The 19,771-nt window shown below is 43.3% G+C and carries 9 protein-coding genes and 1 pseudogene; 5 read left to right on the forward strand and 5 right to left on the reverse strand.

The annotated features are described in order from the left end of the window. The first annotated feature begins 261 nt into the window (after positions 1-261). Together ADJ77_RS04620 and ADJ77_RS04625 are read left to right on the forward strand one after the other, a co-directional pair. On the forward strand, positions 262-1,107 hold the full coding sequence (locus tag ADJ77_RS04620; RefSeq protein WP_050696080.1) for an SDR family NAD(P)-dependent oxidoreductase: 846 nt from the start codon (positions 262-264) through the stop codon (positions 1,105-1,107). Continuing rightward, positions 1,104-2,615, forward strand: coding sequence for a class I adenylate-forming enzyme family protein (locus ADJ77_RS04625; protein ID WP_025077481.1), 1,512 nt, complete (start codon positions 1,104-1,106; stop codon positions 2,613-2,615). The genes ADJ77_RS04620 and ADJ77_RS04625 overlap by 4 nt, the downstream gene beginning before the upstream one ends. An 831-nt stretch (positions 2,616-3,446) precedes the next feature. On the opposite strand, the gene ADJ77_RS04630 is transcribed toward ADJ77_RS04625, so the two are convergent. Then, on the reverse strand, positions 3,447-4,253 hold the full coding sequence (locus ADJ77_RS04630; RefSeq protein WP_025077480.1) for a septal ring lytic transglycosylase RlpA family protein: 807 nt from the start codon (positions 4,251-4,253) through the stop codon (positions 3,447-3,449). Positions 4,254-4,345: 92 nt separating this feature from the next. Further along, entirely contained in the window at positions 4,346-5,683 is a 1,338-nt protein-coding gene (gene gdhA, locus ADJ77_RS04635; protein WP_050696081.1) for an NADP-specific glutamate dehydrogenase, read from the reverse strand. A 255-nt stretch (positions 5,684-5,938) separates the two neighbouring features. On the opposite strand from gdhA, the gene ADJ77_RS04640 reads away from it, so the two are divergent. After that, entirely contained in the window at positions 5,939-8,974 is a 3,036-nt protein-coding gene (locus tag ADJ77_RS04640; RefSeq protein WP_050696082.1) for a PEP/pyruvate-binding domain-containing protein, read from the forward strand. Positions 8,975-10,191: 1,217 nt separating this feature from the next. Here the strand turns inward: ADJ77_RS04640 and ADJ77_RS04645 are convergent. From ADJ77_RS04645 to ADJ77_RS14395, 3 genes and pseudogenes are all read right to left on the reverse strand, one after another. Continuing rightward, positions 10,192-11,040 (reverse strand): hypothetical protein, encoded by an 849-nt coding sequence (locus ADJ77_RS04645; protein WP_025077479.1) that lies wholly within the window; start codon positions 11,038-11,040, stop codon positions 10,192-10,194. Between the two features lie 148 nt (positions 11,041-11,188). Continuing rightward, positions 11,189-12,625 (reverse strand): hypothetical protein, encoded by a 1,437-nt coding sequence (locus tag ADJ77_RS04650; protein WP_050696083.1) that lies wholly within the window; start codon positions 12,623-12,625, stop codon positions 11,189-11,191. Between the two features lie 1,382 nt (positions 12,626-14,007). Beyond that, positions 14,008-15,308, reverse strand: a pseudogene (locus tag ADJ77_RS14395) (IS1380 family transposase). 994 nt (positions 15,309-16,302) lie between these two features. Here ADJ77_RS14395 and ADJ77_RS04670 point away from each other — a divergent pair. Beyond that, a complete protein-coding gene (locus ADJ77_RS04670) occupies positions 16,303-18,072 on the forward strand; it encodes a GTPase (RefSeq protein ID WP_050696084.1) in 1,770 nt (589 codons plus the stop codon). Beyond that, entirely contained in the window at positions 18,059-19,717 is a 1,659-nt protein-coding gene (locus ADJ77_RS04675) for a LeoA/HP0731 family dynamin-like GTPase (protein WP_025078292.1), read from the forward strand. The genes ADJ77_RS04670 and ADJ77_RS04675 overlap by 14 nt, the downstream gene beginning before the upstream one ends. Positions 19,718-19,771: the final 54 nt, after the last annotated feature.

Genomic DNA, 19,771 nt, shown 5'->3' on the forward strand with positions numbered 1-19,771 from the left:
GATAGTTACAAACACGACCTAACGAGTCCATTCTCCCTCGTTTCCAAGTATGAAGAGAGAGAACATGTGTAAAGATATTTCAGTGCCACAAGCAACAGAAACCTTCCTCCACTTAGCCCTATAAAAGACTTGACCCTGTCCGCTACGCATTCGTTACAAAAGTACTATTGGGAACTTTAACCTTTGTACACGAAGAAGTAATCCCGACAATAGTACTTCCACAGCTGTCACATAAGAAAAAGTTTTTATACCTTTGCATTCATGACTACAATCAGAAGCAAGATTACAGCCATCGGAGGCACTTTGGCTTACCCACCTATACGATTACGAACAGAAGTAACAAGAAAACACTTCTGTGGGAAATGGGTTGTCGTGACGGGTGCATCGCACGGAATTGGCAGAGCCTTAACCGAGAAACTCATTGCTGCAGGTGCAAACATCTTCCTTGTCGCACGCAGCAAGGAGGACTTACAGCTGCTATGTACAAAGGCAAAACAGCAGGGATACCAGGCTGAATACCATGCAACAGACCTGCGAAACAGGGAAGATATGGAGTTGCTCTGCCAGAGACTGAAGAAAGCACTGCCACAACTGGACTACTTCTTCTGCAATGCTGGCAAGTCCATCCACCGAAATATCACGGATGCCGTGAATCGCCTGCACGACTACGACCGCACAATGGACCTCAACTATCGTGCCTTGGTGGCACTGTCATTGACCCTTCTGCCAGCTTTGAAGGCTGGAAAAGGGCGCATCATCTATTCATCATCAGTAAGTACACTCTACCCGATGGCTCCTGGCTGGTCGGCTTACCATGCCTCTAAAAGTGCTGCCAACGCATGGTGTGAGACCGCAAGCAGCGAGATCGAACGGTCAGGCATCCGTGTACATGTAGCTTATCTGCCCTTGGTTCATACTGCAATGTCGGATGTTAACGAGCAATATTGCAGTCTGCCTGGATACAGTCCTGCCGATGCAGCCAACATTCTCTTGAGACTCTGCATGCGAAAGGGCTACTGCTATAAACCCTGGTGGGCTAAGCTGTCTGCCCCGATAGCCTACCTCTTCGCCCCAGTCATTCGTCTATGCTATAAGAAAATACGATGAAAAGTAAATCCTTCTCTATCCTTCCCATTCTCTACTGCTTACATATACTATCACCAAAGGGCTTGTTTGTGTGGGCTGAAAGCCTCATCTGTGAAGGAATCAGCCTGATGGCAATGCTCCGCTTTGCTGCCCGCTTCTATCCAGAACGCTGTGCCATCATTGACGAGGACGGAACTGTTACCTATCAGCAGCTCTACTCTCGTGCCCGTCAGCTCGCCCAAAGGCTCTACACCGATTACCAACTTCGCCCGGGAATGAGTGTGGCATTGACAGGACGCAACAGTCTGACGTTTGCCATCCTCCTGCATGCACTGTCACGACTGGGCACACGCATCACCTTACTGAGCACTGACCTGGGTGCAGAGCAGATAATGGCAACGCTGGAAAAGCATCACTATCAATTCTTTGTCTACGACTCCGACCTCAAGCAGATTCCTCGGAAACTTCCCTGCCCAGCTACCACAACCGACACTTTACGCCACCTTATCATATATAGAAGTTCCAAAATGCAGGAGGTGAAATTACCTCGCATAGGACGAGGAAGAGACATCATCATCCATTCAGGAGGCTCTGGCGGAGAATTCAAAACTGTTGCCCGTCGACCATCCCTCATGTCTTTCCTACCTCCACTGTTTGCCTTGCTACGCGACATCAGAATTTACAAATATGAGAGTGTACTTGTTTCATTGCCCTTCTATCATGGATTCGGACTTTCAACACTTATCATCTCCCTGCTGATGGGTAAGAAGATATGCCTGCAAAAACGCTTCGATGCACTCAAAACGTTAGAGATTATCCAGCAGGAAAAGGTGGAAGTGATGCCCATTGTGCCTGCCATGCTGTCTCGCTTCTGGCAGACTGAGGGCGCAAAGGAAAAGATGAGGAGTCTGCAATGCCTTATAAGCGGTGGCGACAGACTGCCTAAAAGTCTCATCAACACAACCCATAAGGAAATAGGAGAAATCCTCTTCAACCTTTACGGTACTTCCGAGGCAGGATTCTTTATGCTTGCAACGCCCATGGAACTGGCGGCATTTGACGAAACAACCTTAGGAAAACCAATCCAAGGAGTGACTTGTAAAGTGCAAGACACTGATAACCAAGGAACGGGGACTCTCTGGGTACGCTCCCGATGGGCTATGAACGGGAAACGGAATCAATGGCAAAATACGGGAGATCTGGTTTACAAGAACGACGAAGGTTATTATTTTCATCGTGGAAGAGCCGACCGGATGATTGTGTGTGGAGGTGAGAATGTCCATCCAGAGCACATCGAGCAGGTGCTTCTCTCCCACCCCATGATTGTTGCCGCACATGCCTTCCCCACTCCACACCCATGCTTCGGAAACGTAATCCACGCTGACATAGAGTGTACACAAAATGCTACACTCACCGAGCCAGCCCTCCTTGACTGGCTCCGCCCACATCTTTCACGTGCCGAAATGCCACACGCTATCACATTCAAGACCATTGAATTGCTCTCGACAGGTAAGCAGAAATCGTACTGAAAAATGCTTTTTGACAAGAAGATTAGGACTACAAAACAACTTTCAAAGAACAAGAAGATAAACACAGATTGGCAATTGAGAATATGATTCTACAGCGAACAGTTTACAACTCATTGCTAATCTGGCTATACTTCCACAACTACTGACGCACGATTTGGAATTACCATGCTTCTTATGAAGTCCGTATGAAATGGCACTATAGCTAACTATTGAACAACAATAGAGACGTTTCTGAATGGGACAAGAGTGTTCTTGAACGCATATCAATCACTGGCAACGCTATGTGCTGTTGGTAAACACATGTTGTGCTGTTGGTAAACACATGTTGTGTTGTTGGTAAACACCGATGGTGTTGAGGGCTAATCACGTTACAATATGTTACTGGGAAAGGAGCAACTTTTAAAATGTAAGTAAGATAGAATTGATTAAAGAGCTGATTATCCCAAAGACAATACGATATTATCTATTTAAAAAAGAAAATGGGGGAGTATGCTGTCCGGTTTTATCAAACAGTAATAATCTCAAATAGTAACCGATGCAAAAAATATCATCTCAATGACACATGACTGATTCTTCTGGAAATAACATTTCAAATAATACTTTTAGAGGCATTCCTCCTTACAATAAATTGAAAATTAAAGTTTAACGTATCAACAACTTGGTTTGAAAGTCGACTGTTCTATTCTAACACGGAAAAGGGCCATATCAGAACCCTAATAATGCGTTCCGATATGGCTCTTTAAATCTTTATGCTTATAAACTGTAAATTTTCGGAGTGTTCATTATAGCCTTGACACACCCCCAACGACCCTTTCTGACTTGGTATGATGGTTACTCAAAGAGTCCTGTCACACCGTCTTTAATACGTTTGAAGAAGTTGGTCCAGCTACTGCTTGACTCGTTCTTCGAGTTGGCAGGCTGTGTATTCTGCTTGTTCTGCTGCGTTGGCTGCTGGCGGTTTGTTGCCGGTTGTGTTGTGCGTGCAGTTGCAGTTTGAGGTTTCGCCTTGGCAGACTGTTGATTGACAGGGGCAGAAGCCTGTGTCTGCTTGTGTGTCTCAGAGGCATTTTCCTTGTTTTCCTTGTCTACCTTTGCCTGCTGTGGGAGTTTTTTATTGTTCAAATGTGTATCTACCTTGCGCTCGATTTCCTTGGGCTTGTCCTCCTCAACCTTCTCCCATTCAGGAATAAACTCATAGCATACGCCAGCAGTACCGTATTCGATTTCAGGCATTTCAATACCACCAGTTGACTCAGACGGGAATGGAATCTCCGTTTCTTTTGGTACCACCTCAACCTTCACGTATGCCACACCGCAGGCGATAGTCCTCAATTCACGTGCTGCAGCATAAGACAAGTCGACGACACGCCCACGAACAAAAGGACCACGATCCGTTACACGGACTATGACCGACTTACCATTGCGAGGATTTGTAACCCTCAGGCGTGTACCAAAGGGAAGTGTGCGGTGTGCACAAGTAAAAGCATTACGGTCGTAACGTTCACCATTACTCATCCGGCGACCGTGTAATCCGTTACTGTAATAAGATGCCTTACCATCTGACTGGGCTTGTACGGTCAGTGTAAAGACGCTGAATAGCGAGAATAACGCTATCAGGAGAAGTCTGGTTCTATACATAATAATTGTTTAATATCACCAGTCTTCTCCTGTAGGGTTTATCCCCTTCCTGCCATGATGGGCAGGAAAGGGGGAAGAAAAGACTGGTCTTATTATACGACACCCTGGGCAAGCATAGCCTTCGCTACCTTCATGAAGCCCGCAATATTGGCGCCCTTGATATAATCAATATGACCGTCAGCCTGCTTACCATACGTCACGCACTGCTCGTGGATAGAGCTCATGATGTAATGGAGCTTCTGGTCAACCTCTTCCGGACTCCATGAGAGGCGGAGAGAGTTCTGTGACATTTCGAGACCAGAGGTTGCAACACCACCTGCATTGACAGCCTTGCCAGGAGCGAAGAGCTGCTTGGCAGCAGTGAACTTGTCGGCAGCCTCAGCTGTACAACCCATGTTTGAAACTTCAGCTACGCACAATGGCTTGTATGCAAGAATCTTGTCAGCATCCTCACCGTTGAGCTCGTTCTGTGTAGCACATGGCAAGTAAATGTCCGCTTTCTGCTCCCAAGGTTTGCGACCCTTGAAGAACTGTGCGCCAGGATACTTCTCTGCGTATGGCTCACAAACGTCATTACCACTGCTGCGGAGTTCGAGCATATACTCAATCTTCTCACCGCTGATGCCATCCGGATCATAGATGTAACCGTCAGGACCGCTCAGTGTGATAACCTTTGCACCGAGTTCGGTAGCCTTCTTGGCAGCACCCCATGCAACGTTACCGAAGCCAGAGAGCGCAACTGTCTTACCCTTGATGTCGAGACCGTGGGTCTCCATCATCTGATGAACGAAGTAGAGCGCACCATAACCAGTTGCCTCTGGACGGAGAATAGAGCCACCCCATTCTCTGCCCTTACCTGTGAGCATACCCTGGAACTGGTGAGTCAGCTTACGATACTGACCGAAGAGATAACCGATCTCACGACCACCAACACCGATGTCACCTGCAGGAACGTCCTCATCAGGACCGACGTGGCGGTAAAGTTCGTTCATGAAGGCTTGGCAGAAACGCATGATTTCAGCATCACTCTTGCCACGTGGAGAGAAGTCAGAACCTCCCTTGCCACCGCCCATAGGCAATGTGGTGAGCGCATTCTTGAAAGTCTGCTCGAAACCGAGGAACTTAAGGATGCTAAGGTTTACTGACGCATGGAAACGCAGACCACCCTTGTACGGACCAATTGCACCGTTGAACTGCACACGGTAACCGATGTTCACCTGAACCTTGCCCTGGTCATCAACCCAAGGTACACGGAACGTGATGACACGCTCAGGTTCCACAATGCGCTCAATGATACTTGCACGCTCGAACTCTGGGTGCTGGTTGTAAACATCCTTCACAGAAACAAGCACTTCACGTACTGCCTGCAAATACTCTGACTCACCTGGATGCTTCTGCTCCAGTGCCTGCATGATTTTTTCGACTTCCATAGTAAATTGACTTTTATTTGTTTATGTTAGTTAGTATCATTCGGTTAGAATGGTACGGCAAATATATCCAAAATCTGTCAAACCGCCAAATGAAAATCGATTTTTTTATTTTCGTTCTTACTTTCCAGCACTTGCTTTTGGTTGATAAAGACAGGAGTCAGTATGCAAAGTAATAAAAAATATATTATTTAAGTAGCTAAAAGATAGGTCGACTTGTAATTATTTTGTATTTTTGTCGAAAATTAAGTTTTGTCCATGAGTGAACAAGTTCCTGCACAATGGGGTAATTTTTACCTGAAGGATGTAAGTTTTGTCAATCTGATGATGCGACGGATTTACAACGTCCTGATTGTAGCCAATCCATACGATGCCTTCATGCTGGAGGATGACGGACGTGTAGAAGAGAAGATCTACAATGAGTATATGGAATTGGGGCTGCGCTATCCGCCAACCTTCACACAGGTTTCAACAACTGAAGAGGCTTCCAGAATACTCAATTCAGTAGACATCGACCTCGTCATCTGCATGCCAGGCAATGCCGATAATGATGCCTTTGACGTGGCGAGGGCTGTAAAGGCAGAGTTCCCAGATATCCACTGCGTGGTGCTGACTCCGTTCTCCCACGGTATCACGAAGCGAATACAACACGAGGACCTCAGCATCTTCGATTACGTATTCTGCTGGTTGGGGAATACTAACCTCATCCTCTCTATCATCAAACTGATGGAGGACAAGATGAATATAGACAACGACATCCGCGAGGTGGGGGTACAGATGATATTGCTTGTAGAGGACTCTATCCGTTTCTATTCGTCCATCCTACCTAATTTATATAGCTACATTCTCACACAGAGCCAGAACTTTGCCACCGAAGCACTGACCCGCCACGACGCCTCACTGCGCCAACGTGGACGACCAAAGGTAGTCTTGGCTCGTACATACGAAGAGGCATGGGAGATTTACCAGCGTTACAAGGACAACTGCCTGGGCGTTATTTCTGATGTAAGGTTCCCTATTAATAATGTGAAAGAGAAAGAGCGAACTGCGACAGAAGGGAACATTCCCGTTATAGAGAAAGACCCCGAAGCGGGATTGAAGCTGCTCCGTGCCATACGGCAAGAGGATGAATACCTCCCTTTGATTATAGAAAGCTCGGAGAGCGACAACCGTGAAAAGGCTGAGGCAGAAGGCTTCCGCTTTGTCGACAAGAACTCGAAGAAGATGAGCGTAGACCTCCGCCACCTGCTCGAAGAGCACATGGGATTCGGCGACTTCATCTTCCGAAACCCCAAGACACGTGAGGAGGTGATGCGTATCCGCAGCCTGAAGGACTTACAGGACAACATCTTTACGATTCCGCGCGACTCCATGCTTTATCACATCTCACGCAACCATGTGAGCCGTTGGCTCTCCGCCCGTGCCATCTTCCCCGTATCTTCTTTCCTCAAGGGCATTACCTGGCACAAGCTGCAGGATGTGGATATGCACCGGCAGATTATCTTTGACGCCATCGTTGCCTACCGAAAGATGCGCAACGTGGGTGTAGTAGCTGTGTTCGACAGACATAAATTCGACCGTTATGCCCACTTTGCTCGTATCGGTGACGGTTCACTGGGTGGCAAGGGACGTGGTCTGGCTTTCCTCGACAACGTCATCAAGCGTCGTCCCGACTTCAACCGCTTCCCGAATGCCAAGGTTCAGATACCGAAGACGGTCGTTCTTTGTACGGATGTCTTCGACAGCTTCATGGAGCAGAATAACCTTTACCATATTGCCTTGAGCGATGCAAGCGACGAAGAGATACTCCATGCCTTCCTCCGTGCCCAGCTGCCCGATGAGTACATAGGCGACTTCTTCACCTTCTTCGAGGCGACACGCTCACCGATTGCCGTCCGCTCCAGTTCATTGTTGGAAGACAGTCACTACCAGCCTTTCGCAGGTATCTACTCTACTTATATGATTCCTTATCTTGAGGACAAGTATGAAATGCTGCGTATGCTGGCTTGTGCCATCAAGGCCGTCTATGCCTCGGTTTATTATCGTGACTCCAAGGCCTATATGACTGCCACAAGCAATGTCATTGATCAGGAGAAGATGGCGGTCATCCTGCAGCAGGTTGTCGGCAAGGAATATGGCGACCATTTCTACCCGAACATCTCCGGCGTCCTCCGTTCTCTAAACTACTATCCGATAGGAGAAGAGAAAGCAGAGGAAGGTATCGCCTCTTTGGCACTGGGACTGGGCAAGTACATCGTAGATGGTGGTCAGACCTTGCGTGTATGTCCGTTCCATCCGCACCAGATTTTGCAGATGAGCGAAATGGAAATAGCCTTGCGAGAAACGCAGACCCAGTTCTATGCGCTTGACATGAAACGTATCAGTGAGGATTTCAAGGTGGATGATGGTTTTAATATCCTCAAACTGCGTGTGAAAGATGCCGAGGTGGATGGCAGCCTGCAGTATATCGCCTCCACTTACTCGCCTGAAGACAATGCTATTTACAATGGTCTCTATGATGGCGGACGGAAGGTTATCTCCTTTTGCGGTGTGCTTCAGCAGGATGTTTTCCCTCTCCCTGAACTGTTGCAGATGGCAATGAACTATGGTGCCGAGGCGATGCGGCGTCCTGTGGAGATTGAATTTGCGGCCAATCTGAACAGCGACCGTACGGGGGAACTTTATCTCCTGCAGATTCGCCCGATAGTCGATTCCAAGCAGATGCTGGATGAAGACCTCACGGAAATACCTGATGAGCAATGTCTGCTGCGGAGCCATAACTCCTTGGGACACGGCGTGTCGGACGACGTACAGGATGTTGTATATATAAAGACCGACAGCTCTTTTACGGCATCCAACAATCCTGCTATTGCTGACGAGATAGAACGGATAAACCGCAAGTTCCTTGATACTGATAAGAACTATGTACTCATTGGTCCCGGTCGTTGGGGTTCAAGCGACCCTTGGCTGGGTATTCCAGTGAAGTGGTCGCACATTTCGGCTGCCCGTGTCATCGTGGAGGAGGGACTTGAACACTACCGGGTTGACCCAAGTCAGGGAACGCATTTCTTCCAGAACCTCACCTCTTTCGGCGTAGGTTATTTCACCGTAAATCCTTATAAGGAAGATGGATTCTATCAGCGGAGTGTACTTGATGCCCTGCCAGCTGTGGAGGAAACAAAATGGGTGCGCCACGTTCGTTTCCCAAAGCCATTGAGCATAATGATGGATGGCAAGAAACAGGAAGGTGTGGTATTGCTTCCTTCTGTTTCACATACGGAAACTGACGTTTGAAGAAGTCACAGGTACTTACAGAAACCAAGCCATCATCTGCGGAAACCGTCCGTGAATGATGGCTTGCTTTTGCCTGTCAACAGAAGAATGACAATCTCGTAAAACAGACAACTTTTGATTGATGCGTGAGGCAAGCATTGGTCACAATGTAGATATACTATGGAGTTTATGACCGAATGAAAGAGACATCTACTGATGACCCACTGGGGATTACCAATGTTTAATAATCATGAGATAAGTTTTTATTACCCTGGTGTCAACATTGACAGACAACCGTTGTGCGGCAAAGTACACGTTAACAAGAACCGGAGTCAACACCCACATCTTTCCATATAGAATCCATATCGGATTTCCTCATGCTGACAACTGCGAAACATCTTTACATAAACCGCTTTGATTCTGACATAAAATGAAAGGAAATGACAAACTTTCCGCACACCCATAACAGTCAATCAGACAGATGGTTATAATCCCAAGAAAACAAAAGGTGCCAAATCGGACTTCAATTAAGCCTTAATAAGCCTTCAATTAAGCACCTATTGGACGTCAATTAGTGCTTGATTTGAATGCAAGTTAGCATAGATTGAAAACCAAAGTGGGAAAAAACAGGACAAAACACCTCATCCTCACCCTTCTCCAATCAGAAGCCTCAGCCCAAGAGGGTGTGTCAAGAACTTTTTGCATACCCTCCTCCGTGCATTTATTTCCCATAACAACTCCGTGAACTCCGTGCGCTCTGTGAGAGATTATCCCATGCTGAACTTGCTGCGTTGTCTCACACCGAGAAACCCAAAGGTTTATAGAGAGTACAGAGACAGAGGAAATAAAGAGGCAAAACGGTTATTATGTCTTTCTCTTATCCTGTCCTTTTGCTGTCTTTCTGTCTTTCCATTAATCTTCTGTGTGCTTTATCTTTACCGTTCAACCTGTCTAACCTGCCCTTACATCCTACAGCTTCGTTCCAAAGATTAAACAAGATTCCGACAAGGAAATATAAGATGTCAGGAAACAATACGACTTATAAGAACAATAGGCAATGTGGGCTAATGCCCAATTGTGGTTAATCAACGCAATAGGGGGTGCATCAGATTCCTGATGCACCCCCATTCCATCAAAGTTTAGTTATCAGAGTCAGTACTTACACAATAATATCTTGTTGCATCGCAAACAGGCAGACAACCCATTGACTTGGTCATACAACCTGTCTGACAATCATTTTACTTGCTGGTTCTTATATTAAACTCCGTCACTTTACTTATACTCTTCTGCCCCTGCAGAACTGTCAAGGCGAAATGTGCCATACCGTTCTTCAGCTTCTTGTCAGCCTTCACGAGTGCTGTATAACGAATGCCCTTGCCCGGCTCTATACTCTCAATGTGAATAGAAGGACTAATATAAATATGTGCATTGCCAGTTGTTTCCAACACCGACGGCTGCACATCGCCGACAGGTCTGTCGCCACGGTTCATCACCTCAAAGATAATCTTGCCGACCTCATTGCGTGACAGCACCCCATCCTGGTTGTCGTCTACAAAACGGGCATTGACAATCTCGATATTCGGAGCATACAGGTAACCACCTGCCAGCTTGTCAACGCTTGACTCTGCCGGAACTCTTGTATCAGGCTGAGCCGCACTGTAATCGCCTGTGTAATCACTGCCTTGGAAATCATAAATGCGGTCGTCACCAGAGTTTGAGTTGTCAAAACCACTGCTGTTCGTTCCGTTTGAATAGGCATAGTCATCCGTCTGGTTATAATAATCGTAGTCCCTTCGGTTCCTTCTTTCACGTGCCTTTCGTCGCTGCACCTTCTCATAGTGGTCGTGCACGTCTTCCCTGGCACGTTTGTCAGCCTTTGCACCGGCAGAAGCACCAATGATTGCGCCACCAGCCATACCGACTATCGAACCGATATCTGAACCTCTCGGACCACCGGCAATACCACCGATAGCACTTCCGAGGATACTTCCTAACGAACCACCCGTTACGGCGCCAGAGCCTGTGTATGTGCCGCAACTACTCAGAACGATGGCCGTAGAGACTGAGAGAATAAAACACTTCTTCATAACTTACAGATTTCTTTATGTGGACAAAATTAACTACATTTTTTTACTTGCACAAAGAAATTTCCCTACTTGATGAGGGGAAACCCCTAAAACACCAACGACTACTCGCCGGCACGCCGTATCTCAACACAAAGAACGACTATACTTCTTACTCTTCTATCGGAATATACAGCATCAGATTGTCAAAAGCAATATAACGCTTATCGCGCCAGGTAATAATGCCAATGGCATCATCCAGCGTGCAACTTCTCAGTTCTTCGTGTTCCGACACTGGCACTTGATGTGAAACACCGTCCTCATCCTTTACTGAGATATATGTAGGCGTAATCGCTTCCAGGCACAGATAGAAAGTATAGGAATAGGCTTCAAAATCGTTTATCACCTCCATCCCTTCTCCTGTCGGAGGCAGCCAGCCTTCCTTTGCACGCACCAGTCGCATCGGACGAAACCACGACACATCCATCATAAACGAATCAAAAGCTATCTCCGAAGGCGTATCTCCCCCACTGAAAACAAAATGCGGATAAGTGACATCATCCTTTGACAGCTTTTCATTGTTCAACCATTGCGATACAGAACGGGGATGCTGAACGCAGGCATAATCTTCACCATTACTAAAGAAGTTGACAGAAAACTCCTGCTGATGTATCTTTCCTGCCTCTGTCTCCTTCTGAAAATAATGATAGAAAACATATCCTGTCACAGTTTCTTCCACTCTCCAATAATCAGGATGCTGCTCGCTATGATGCTCACCCAGCCAGTAACCGTCAAGTTCTGGATAAACTTGATTCCACTGCTCACGCCGTCCGATCTCTGCAACCTGCTCTGCGCTGGCAAGAACAGACAGATTGCTTAGCACGTCAGCCGTGAGCTTGATTAGCCGGATACGGGTCAGCTTCTCTTCCACTTCCTTCAGTGCCTTATGGAAGAGGGTCATCCGTGGCGTCTGTATAAAGAGTATATTCCGATGGCATACCCCAAGAAAGAATTTATAGACCTGCTCGTATTGCACCTTAATTCCCGTCACATCGCCCTGCCGGCTTTCGACAGACGGGGGAAGGACACCGAGTAGCATCAGCAAAAAGACGGTCAGACAACAAACGTCCTCTTCCATCAGCTGGTGAAAAAGTTCCCGTTTTTTCGCACTGTATTCATCGCTGACAGCATCACCGAAAACACAAACATTGACTATCTGCACACAACATTCCCTATACGTGCCTGCTCGCATCTCTCCCTCCAGTAAGGTCCGAAACTTCTCCATCAGCCCTGCAGCCAACACGTAAGATTCCAACAGCCAGCCAAGGCTTATGCCCATTTCGTCATACCATTCACGCTCTAATTCATGAAAAACGGCTCTGCGCAAAAAAGCATCTTTTCCACCGACACGACCAAAGGAGTTGTTACCACTACCCGACTTTCCTATATGCCTCCAAAGTTCTTCACCACTATTATACAGCAGTCTGAGCCGATACACAGTGTTCAGCTTCTCCTTCATCGCCTCGTCTTCTGCATCAGCCTTGACCGACATCACCTGGGCTTCTCCTCTCTCATCCTCTAACCTTACTGTCTTATCGTCTTTATTCATATCTTTCTTAGCTTTATCATCTCCTGTCTGACAGCCTTACTGTCTTGACGTCTTACATCTTCAACACTTATTACAACCCTGAACCTCAGTCCATAGAGAAAAACCTATAAGACAATTCCCACTGTACCGAACTTCTCTTTCTTCATATATTACTAATCGTAGCAATAAAGCTACGCTGTCGCAAAAATACAAATTAAATCCTTTGTGCCTCTCACAATTAAGCATTTATTTTGTAGACAGAAACAAAACAGTTGAAGAAAAATGAACAAAAACCAAACATTACTCGTAAGCAAATATATCTTGACAGGCAAAAGCAATCAATCAGTTGAGACGTATTTTCAAAGCTGCAAGATAAGTCCTGCCAACTGGTTGTACCCTAACCCCACAACATCTTGCGACGTGCTAAGCCCCCGCACCATTGGTGCTAACCAACAGCACCACATGTGCTGGGCAAGAGCACGACAGCAGTAGATGGTGAGAGAGGCTCTTCATTATCACAACATCTTATACAAATATTCATATTCTAAATTCTACACTTATGTTTTTAGGTTTTACAACTTTCAAATGTGACGACTGCAACAACATCTTCAGCGGACTACATATTGAGTCAGAAGCTACTTTTTATCCTATGCCTATGACCTGTCCTAAATGCAATGGTCAACACACATATCCTCCCGGTCGGAAACTATCCGGCATTCGCTTTGGGGGATGCAGTCGTGACTTCTATAAAAAATATGGAAAGAAACGGATAAAAACAAAAGGCAACAAGATAGTCAATAGATTCCCATACAAAATGCACACCGTAGTCAAAAATAATGATTCAATCTTCTGATAAATCCAACTTTACAGAAGAAAGACTGTCATTATCGCGCTTAGGGGAGAGTATTAGCACACACTTTTCGTTGTGTTTTCTTCACTTTATTTCATTATTATTTTGCCATTTCCAATAAATTACCTACATTTGTGCCATGTTTGGTGGATGATTTACGAATCACTCGCCATTCATTGCACAAAACTTGCAAACGAGGTTATTCGACCCGGTTAAATCTGGAAAATTCAACTAAGGAGTCGTCAGTAATCGAGTTTAGGCAGGTTCTGTGCCCCTATCCTATATGGGGGCATGGACTGTCTTTACTTTATTTTGACTCTAAGGTGTTTTCCAGAACCGAATCGGATAAATAAAGATAAAGCGGGCGTGCCCCCTTTTTCTATAACCTCAATTCCGCAGCGTTTTTCCTTGTGAGGCGATTTTATATGTTGAGATGTCTTTTTGTGGCTCTATATGTTGTTATGAGGATTATCGGGGCTTCCCGGGTCTTGCCGAAGCATGAAATCCCCCACCCAAACCAATGGGGAATATGAGAACCACAAAGAAATGCTGCTTATTCAAGGAATACTTCAGAATAGTATGCTTTATTTGTATACAGGTTCAGAACGTTCCGCCTTCCTGTTCGCACCCATTTTGCCGGCACGCTGACGAAATGCAGGATAAAGGCTTTCAGTCTGCTTGTCTTTTTCAACGGCTTGACCTTTTCGCTGATATGTCGGACGAGATAGAGATAGAAGTTCTTCAGCATGGCGGTAACCATCATGAAAACCATGTTCTCAGCCATGAAGGAAAAGGGCAGATGTGCCCAGCCGAAGTCATTGTTCTGTATGTCGAAGTTCTTTTCGCTCGCTCCACGTTCATTGTAGAATGTAATGATGTCCTTCTCTGTGGATGTCCGGTTGTTGGTAAGGATACAGCGGTATGTGTATATCACTCCGAACATATCGGTCTGTACCCTGCCGTGCCTGTCTTTCAAGGGAGTACGCTGTACGACAAGCCTGTATGACTTTCCTTCGATGAGGTTGTCCATGCTGACGGAGGTGACATCGCACCTCTCATAACCAACCTCAACGCTCTTCCATTCTTCCAGCTGGCGGAACTCCCCGTACCGGCTGCCGCAGTTGGCAGCACGTATATAGAACGTGTTGCAGCGTGACTCTACGGTCTGGATGATTTCCTTCGAGAACGACCCGCAGTCGGCACGGAAACGCTCTGTCACAACACCAAGTTCGGAGGTCACACGGTCCATAATTCGGCGAAGCGTGTCCTCCTGATGGAATTTCACATTGGTGTTCCCGTCACGGTTCTCACCTCCGACTATGATGCCCCCGATGGAAGCCCAGCCCGGAAATAGCCATGGTCCTGCTTGTAGGAATACTTTGCATCGAACTTACGGGCAGGAACAAACTGGTGGTCAAAGTCCAGGTCAACATGGCTGCCCGCCTTTATAAGCCCCATCCTACGTATCATACGTAAAAGTAAGGTGTTCAGCTTCTCTGCAGTGTTGAAACTGTAGGACCTGCCGGAGGTTTCGCTCTTATAGACAATGTTCTCTTCAGCAAGCTCCTTCAGTCCGCGCCCCACAGTGTCGGCGCCGGGTAACAGCGTACCAGGTCTCTGCCTGAACTGCCCTGTAAGCGCATTGATGTCCTCAAGGCAATCCCCACCGCAAAGGTAGCTGAAGAAGAGAGAGCCCAGGATGCTTCCATGGCTGAATGCCTTGCCGCTGCATCCGCGTCTGCCCAACACGGATTCGGTAAGTTTTTCAAAGCCCAACCTTGAAAAAACGTCCATGATGTGATAAATTCCTCCGAAGGAAGTGATATTCTCGTTTTTAATTGCTACCTTTGTCATGTCAGATTTTTGCTTGCTTGTTATGTTTGTTGCACTAAGATAGGTGAAAATTCTGACATATCCAAGTGTTTTGAGGACTTTGTTTCTCAGGCACTTGGATTTCTCACAAGATTTTATGCTGCGGAATTAAGGTATAATTTCGTTTGACAAGACATAACTAAAAACAATATAACGACAATGGAAGACTTCGCACATAGCTATGTTCAACTTTTTGATGAACATTGGCTCATCATCTTCATCCTGTGGGCTATTAATATCATTTGGATGTACAATCAAGATGAAACAAGGCAGTCTGCTGGATGTGGGTGCATAACACCCATAATAGCATTTATACTTTATATTTTATTTAAAACTCACTAACAAGTTTCAAACAGATAAGAATTACATTATGATTAGAGGAATCACAAGATTTAAGTGCAACGAGTGTTCTAAGAAGTTTTGGGGACTTGCGTTTGAATGGAGAGCTACTGCACTCACCGCACCATTACAATGTCCCCAATGCAAAAGCTACCATACATATCCCGTTGGAATATTAGGTTTGGGGACGGGAAAGGCAAAACTTTATAAAGAAATATGGGAAAGTATAGACGAAGATAAAAACAGCATAATACCCGACAGATAGCTATTCAAGAAGGGCTAAAAGAAGAGCGAAAGGCATCACATACTTCTGACAAAATTAACTGTACAGAAGAATGAGCTTTCCCTCCTCCCAAAGAGGTATACCCTACACCTCCTTTGTTATATAATTATTATGCAATTTACAACAAAGTCTTTACGTTCTATAATAACTGTTGCAAATGCGCAAGTTCAACATAGAATTGTAATCCCAAGGACAGGGATATAACTTAAAAACTCTAAATATGTAAGTATAAACAAATAAATCCTTAGCAACATGAATTTAATTTACAATACAAATTAGGTAGACGTTTAAGTATAATATACTACAAATGTTATTATTATTTATGAAAAATTGAATCGACATCTTACAGTAAACATGACAGAAGCCCAGTTATTAGTAGAAGAAAAGGTTCAACAGTATTTACATATTCTGAACCAATCCTTGGATAGAATCCGCAAATTAAAAGGAAGCAACACAGATTTTATCAACATACAGAATGCATTTCAGCAAGCTTTTGAAACATCAATAATTAGAGCAAAGCAAAGAATTGAAGATGTTAGAAATGGGGCAGTATGGGATAATTTAGTTATTGCTTTATTTGGAGAAACCAATGCAGGAAAAAGTACGATAATTGAAACATTTAGAATATTATTGGCAGAACAGGAAAGAGCAGATAAACTTCGTTCTTCAAAAGAAGGTATTGACGGACTGATTATCGGGAATGGTGAAAGTGATTGTACTCAGATATATAAAGAATACAAAATGACTATATCAGGAGTACCTGTCACCCTTATAGATGTTCCTGGAATAGAAGGGAATGAAGTAAAATATGAAGATGAAATTAAATCTGCATTAAACAGAACTCACTATGTTTTCTACGTTCAAGGCCAAAATAAAAAGCCTGATGATGGTACTGCTGGTAAAATAAAGAAGTATCTTAGAGACTGGGTAAAAGTATACTCAATATTTAATGTGCGAGCTGTCGCAGCGAGCTATGAAGAAGAAGACGAACGTAAGTGTTTACTTAATGAAAGTCAAAAAAAAATTGAGTCACAAATAAAAAACACATTTACTAAAATTTTGGGTGACACATATATGGGCAATATTACAATTCAGGCTCATCTAGCATTGTGTTCAAAAGCTGTTTTCGCCCCTGAACGAAAAGATCTACAAAGAGGACAAAATAAATTACTAATGTATTTTGGAGATAGTGAGTCTATTCTATCGTTTAGTCAATTTCAAACATTAATAAATACTATCAATGAGAAAGCTTCAAACTTTACAAATGAAATCATTGAAGCTAATAAAGAAAAGCATAAGGCATTATTGCAGTTTATTTATTATACTTCCAAAAACATATTATCTCAAGAAAATCAGAAGATGGCAAAGTTAAAACAATCCATTAATGATTTTCGACAAAAAACTAAAGAAGATTTTGCAGCAGCCAAACGTTCAATAAAGAACAAATCTTTACTAAGATATTCATCACTGTTTGACCAAATCTACAAAGAATCAGTTCTTTCTATTGATATAGATATAGAAAATAAAGAAGTATATTGTAAGAAATGTACTGAACAAATAATAAGAGAAACAACAAATAATATTCATAAAGATATTTCAACAGTAATTAAGAACCTCAATAAGAATATTAATAAAAGGAAACGGTCATTAGATCAAATCTTATCTGAGATAAATATGGATACTGATTCACCAAAGCTATTAATAGCACCTTCTTTTGGAGAAGCTTTAGAAAAATTAGACTTTAATTCTGCAGATTTCGGGAACATGGTTTCAGTATCTATTACGACAGTTCTTGCCTTAGTAAATTACTGGAATCCAATTGGATGGATTATTGCTATTAGTAGTATTCTTATGTGGCTTTTAGATGGTCGCAACAAGAAGGCAGAAGCAAAAGAAGAAATGCGTAAACAAATAAACAAGGTGAAGAGTGAAAACTATCAAGAATTCGTTTCTTCTATAACACAAATTTGTAAAAAACTTGATGATTCATACAATCAGTTAGCAAATTCTATCAAGATAGACTATACTAATATTGTTAAACTAAACCGTGAATTAGATTCTTTTATAATAAAAATAAACATAGAAATATCTAAATTAAAGATTTCAGATTATGGAAAAATATAAAGATTTTGAAGTACTTAAATCCCTGCTCTTAGAAGGGGCTAATTACGACCTTGACTTATCCGAGCTTTCCCAAAAACTTGAAGAGTATACAGCTTCATCATCTGAGGGATTGATAAAAGTCGTACTTTTAGGTTCCTTTTCCGATGGAAAGACTACTGCTATTGCTGGCTTACTGAACCAATTAGAAGATAATATGAAAATTGACGAGGATGAGTCTACTGACGACCTTGTTGTATATTATATGGATGGATTAGGTCACCAGTATCAAATTATAGACACTCCTGGACTATTTGGTACAGAAGAGAAGAATATCAACGGCAAAACTATTAGGATTTCTGACATTACAGAAAAATACATATCCGAAGCTCATATTGTAATCTACGTTTGCAATTCTGTTAATACATTGAAAGATAGTCACAAAGAAGTTCTTCAAAAAGTTCTTAGAGAGTATGGAAAACTACGGTCTGCTATCTTTGTTATTAATAAGATGGACGATGTTGCTGATACAAACGATGAAGAAGAATATATGGAAGTTTCTGCTATCAAAATGAAAACATTCACTGATAGACTAAAACAAGTTATTGGATTAACACCAGATGAGGAAAAGCAATTAAAGATAGCATGTGTTTCTGCAAATCCTAAAGGGAAAGGTCTGCACGAATGGTTTACAAAAAAGGAAGAATACGATAGAAGATCCCATTTACAACAATTAAAAGAGTATGTATCAAGCACCATAAAAGAATCTGATATAAAGATTTTATCAACACAAGTAGATGAAGCTGTTATTAAAGACATTGGGTTTGAATTGAAACTTTCTCTTACAGAAAAAATTGCTCAACTAGACGAAACGGTAAGCAAAATAAAGGATTCCTTAGATCAGATGGAGTCAAACTTAGCTATCTTGAAGAGTGATATTATTCAAAATAAAGGTATAATGCGTAATGGCATAGAACAGTTACAAAAATATTATAATCATGAGTTAAATAATGTCGGAAACCTTACGGCAATGGGAACTTTAGTTGAGGATGAATTTGGAATAAAGAATGATAAGATTGATTTTAATATTCTTGAAAGAAAGGTAAATCAGATTCTCGAAGAATGTTGCGAATCCAACAATTCTAAAATAAAGGCGAACGAAACCACATTTAAACAACAGTTTGAAACTCAAAACGAGATTCTCAATAAAGTACTAAAGGGTGGATTACAAGGAATGCATAAAGTAACTAGAAAAAACGTTTTACAAGCTAGAGATTTACTCTTCAAGGGGTATAAATTCAAACCTTGGGGAGCTACTAAGGTTGCAAAAAATATTAGAACGGCTGCAGCTGTTATAGGAGTTTTACTAGATGGCTGGGCTCTTTATAAAAAAAACAAAAATAACAAGAAACTTAATGAAATTATAAAAAATATCAAGGAGATTCTCAGGTGCTATTTTTCTGAAATTTTTAATATGTTTAAGGAAAATGATACTTACTTTAAAAATTTTGCTCCTTCTTATGTGGAACTTTCAAAAACTGTAACAGACAGGAAAGATGAATTACATGTCCTTGAAGTCAATATTTTATCTTTGAAGAAATATAAGGAAAAAATTCAACGATGGTTTGGCGAGGATATAGAGGATGCTGTTTTTGAAGAAATCAATTAAACACTAGCTAAGTTTAACGGACAAATTTATTTTTCATTAATTTTCAGGGTGTAT

Source organism: Prevotella fusca JCM 17724, assembly GCF_001262015.1.
GTDB classification, from domain to species: domain Bacteria; phylum Bacteroidota; class Bacteroidia; order Bacteroidales; family Bacteroidaceae; genus Prevotella; species Prevotella fusca.

Excerpts from the sequence above, each read along its gene's own strand:
- ADJ77_RS04620 (WP_050696080.1), top strand. The coding sequence starts at position 262 with ATGACTACAATCAGAAGCAAGATTACAGCCATCGGAGGCACTTTGGCT.
- ADJ77_RS04625 (WP_025077481.1), top strand. The coding sequence starts at position 1,104 with ATGAAAAGTAAATCCTTCTCTATCCTTCCCATTCTCTACTGCTTACAT.
- ADJ77_RS04630 (WP_025077480.1), bottom strand. The coding sequence starts at position 4,253 with ATGTATAGAACCAGACTTCTCCTGATAGCGTTATTCTCGCTATTCAGC.
- gdhA (WP_050696081.1), bottom strand. The coding sequence starts at position 5,683 with ATGGAAGTCGAAAAAATCATGCAGGCACTGGAGCAGAAGCATCCAGGT.
- ADJ77_RS04640 (WP_050696082.1), top strand. The coding sequence starts at position 5,939 with ATGAGTGAACAAGTTCCTGCACAATGGGGTAATTTTTACCTGAAGGAT.
- ADJ77_RS04645 (WP_025077479.1), bottom strand. The coding sequence starts at position 11,040 with ATGAAGAAGTGTTTTATTCTCTCAGTCTCTACGGCCATCGTTCTGAGT.
- ADJ77_RS04650 (WP_050696083.1), bottom strand. The coding sequence starts at position 12,625 with ATGAATAAAGACGATAAGACAGTAAGGTTAGAGGATGAGAGAGGAGAA.
- ADJ77_RS04670 (WP_050696084.1), top strand. The coding sequence starts at position 16,303 with ATGACAGAAGCCCAGTTATTAGTAGAAGAAAAGGTTCAACAGTATTTA.
- ADJ77_RS04675 (WP_025078292.1), top strand. The coding sequence starts at position 18,059 with ATGGAAAAATATAAAGATTTTGAAGTACTTAAATCCCTGCTCTTAGAA.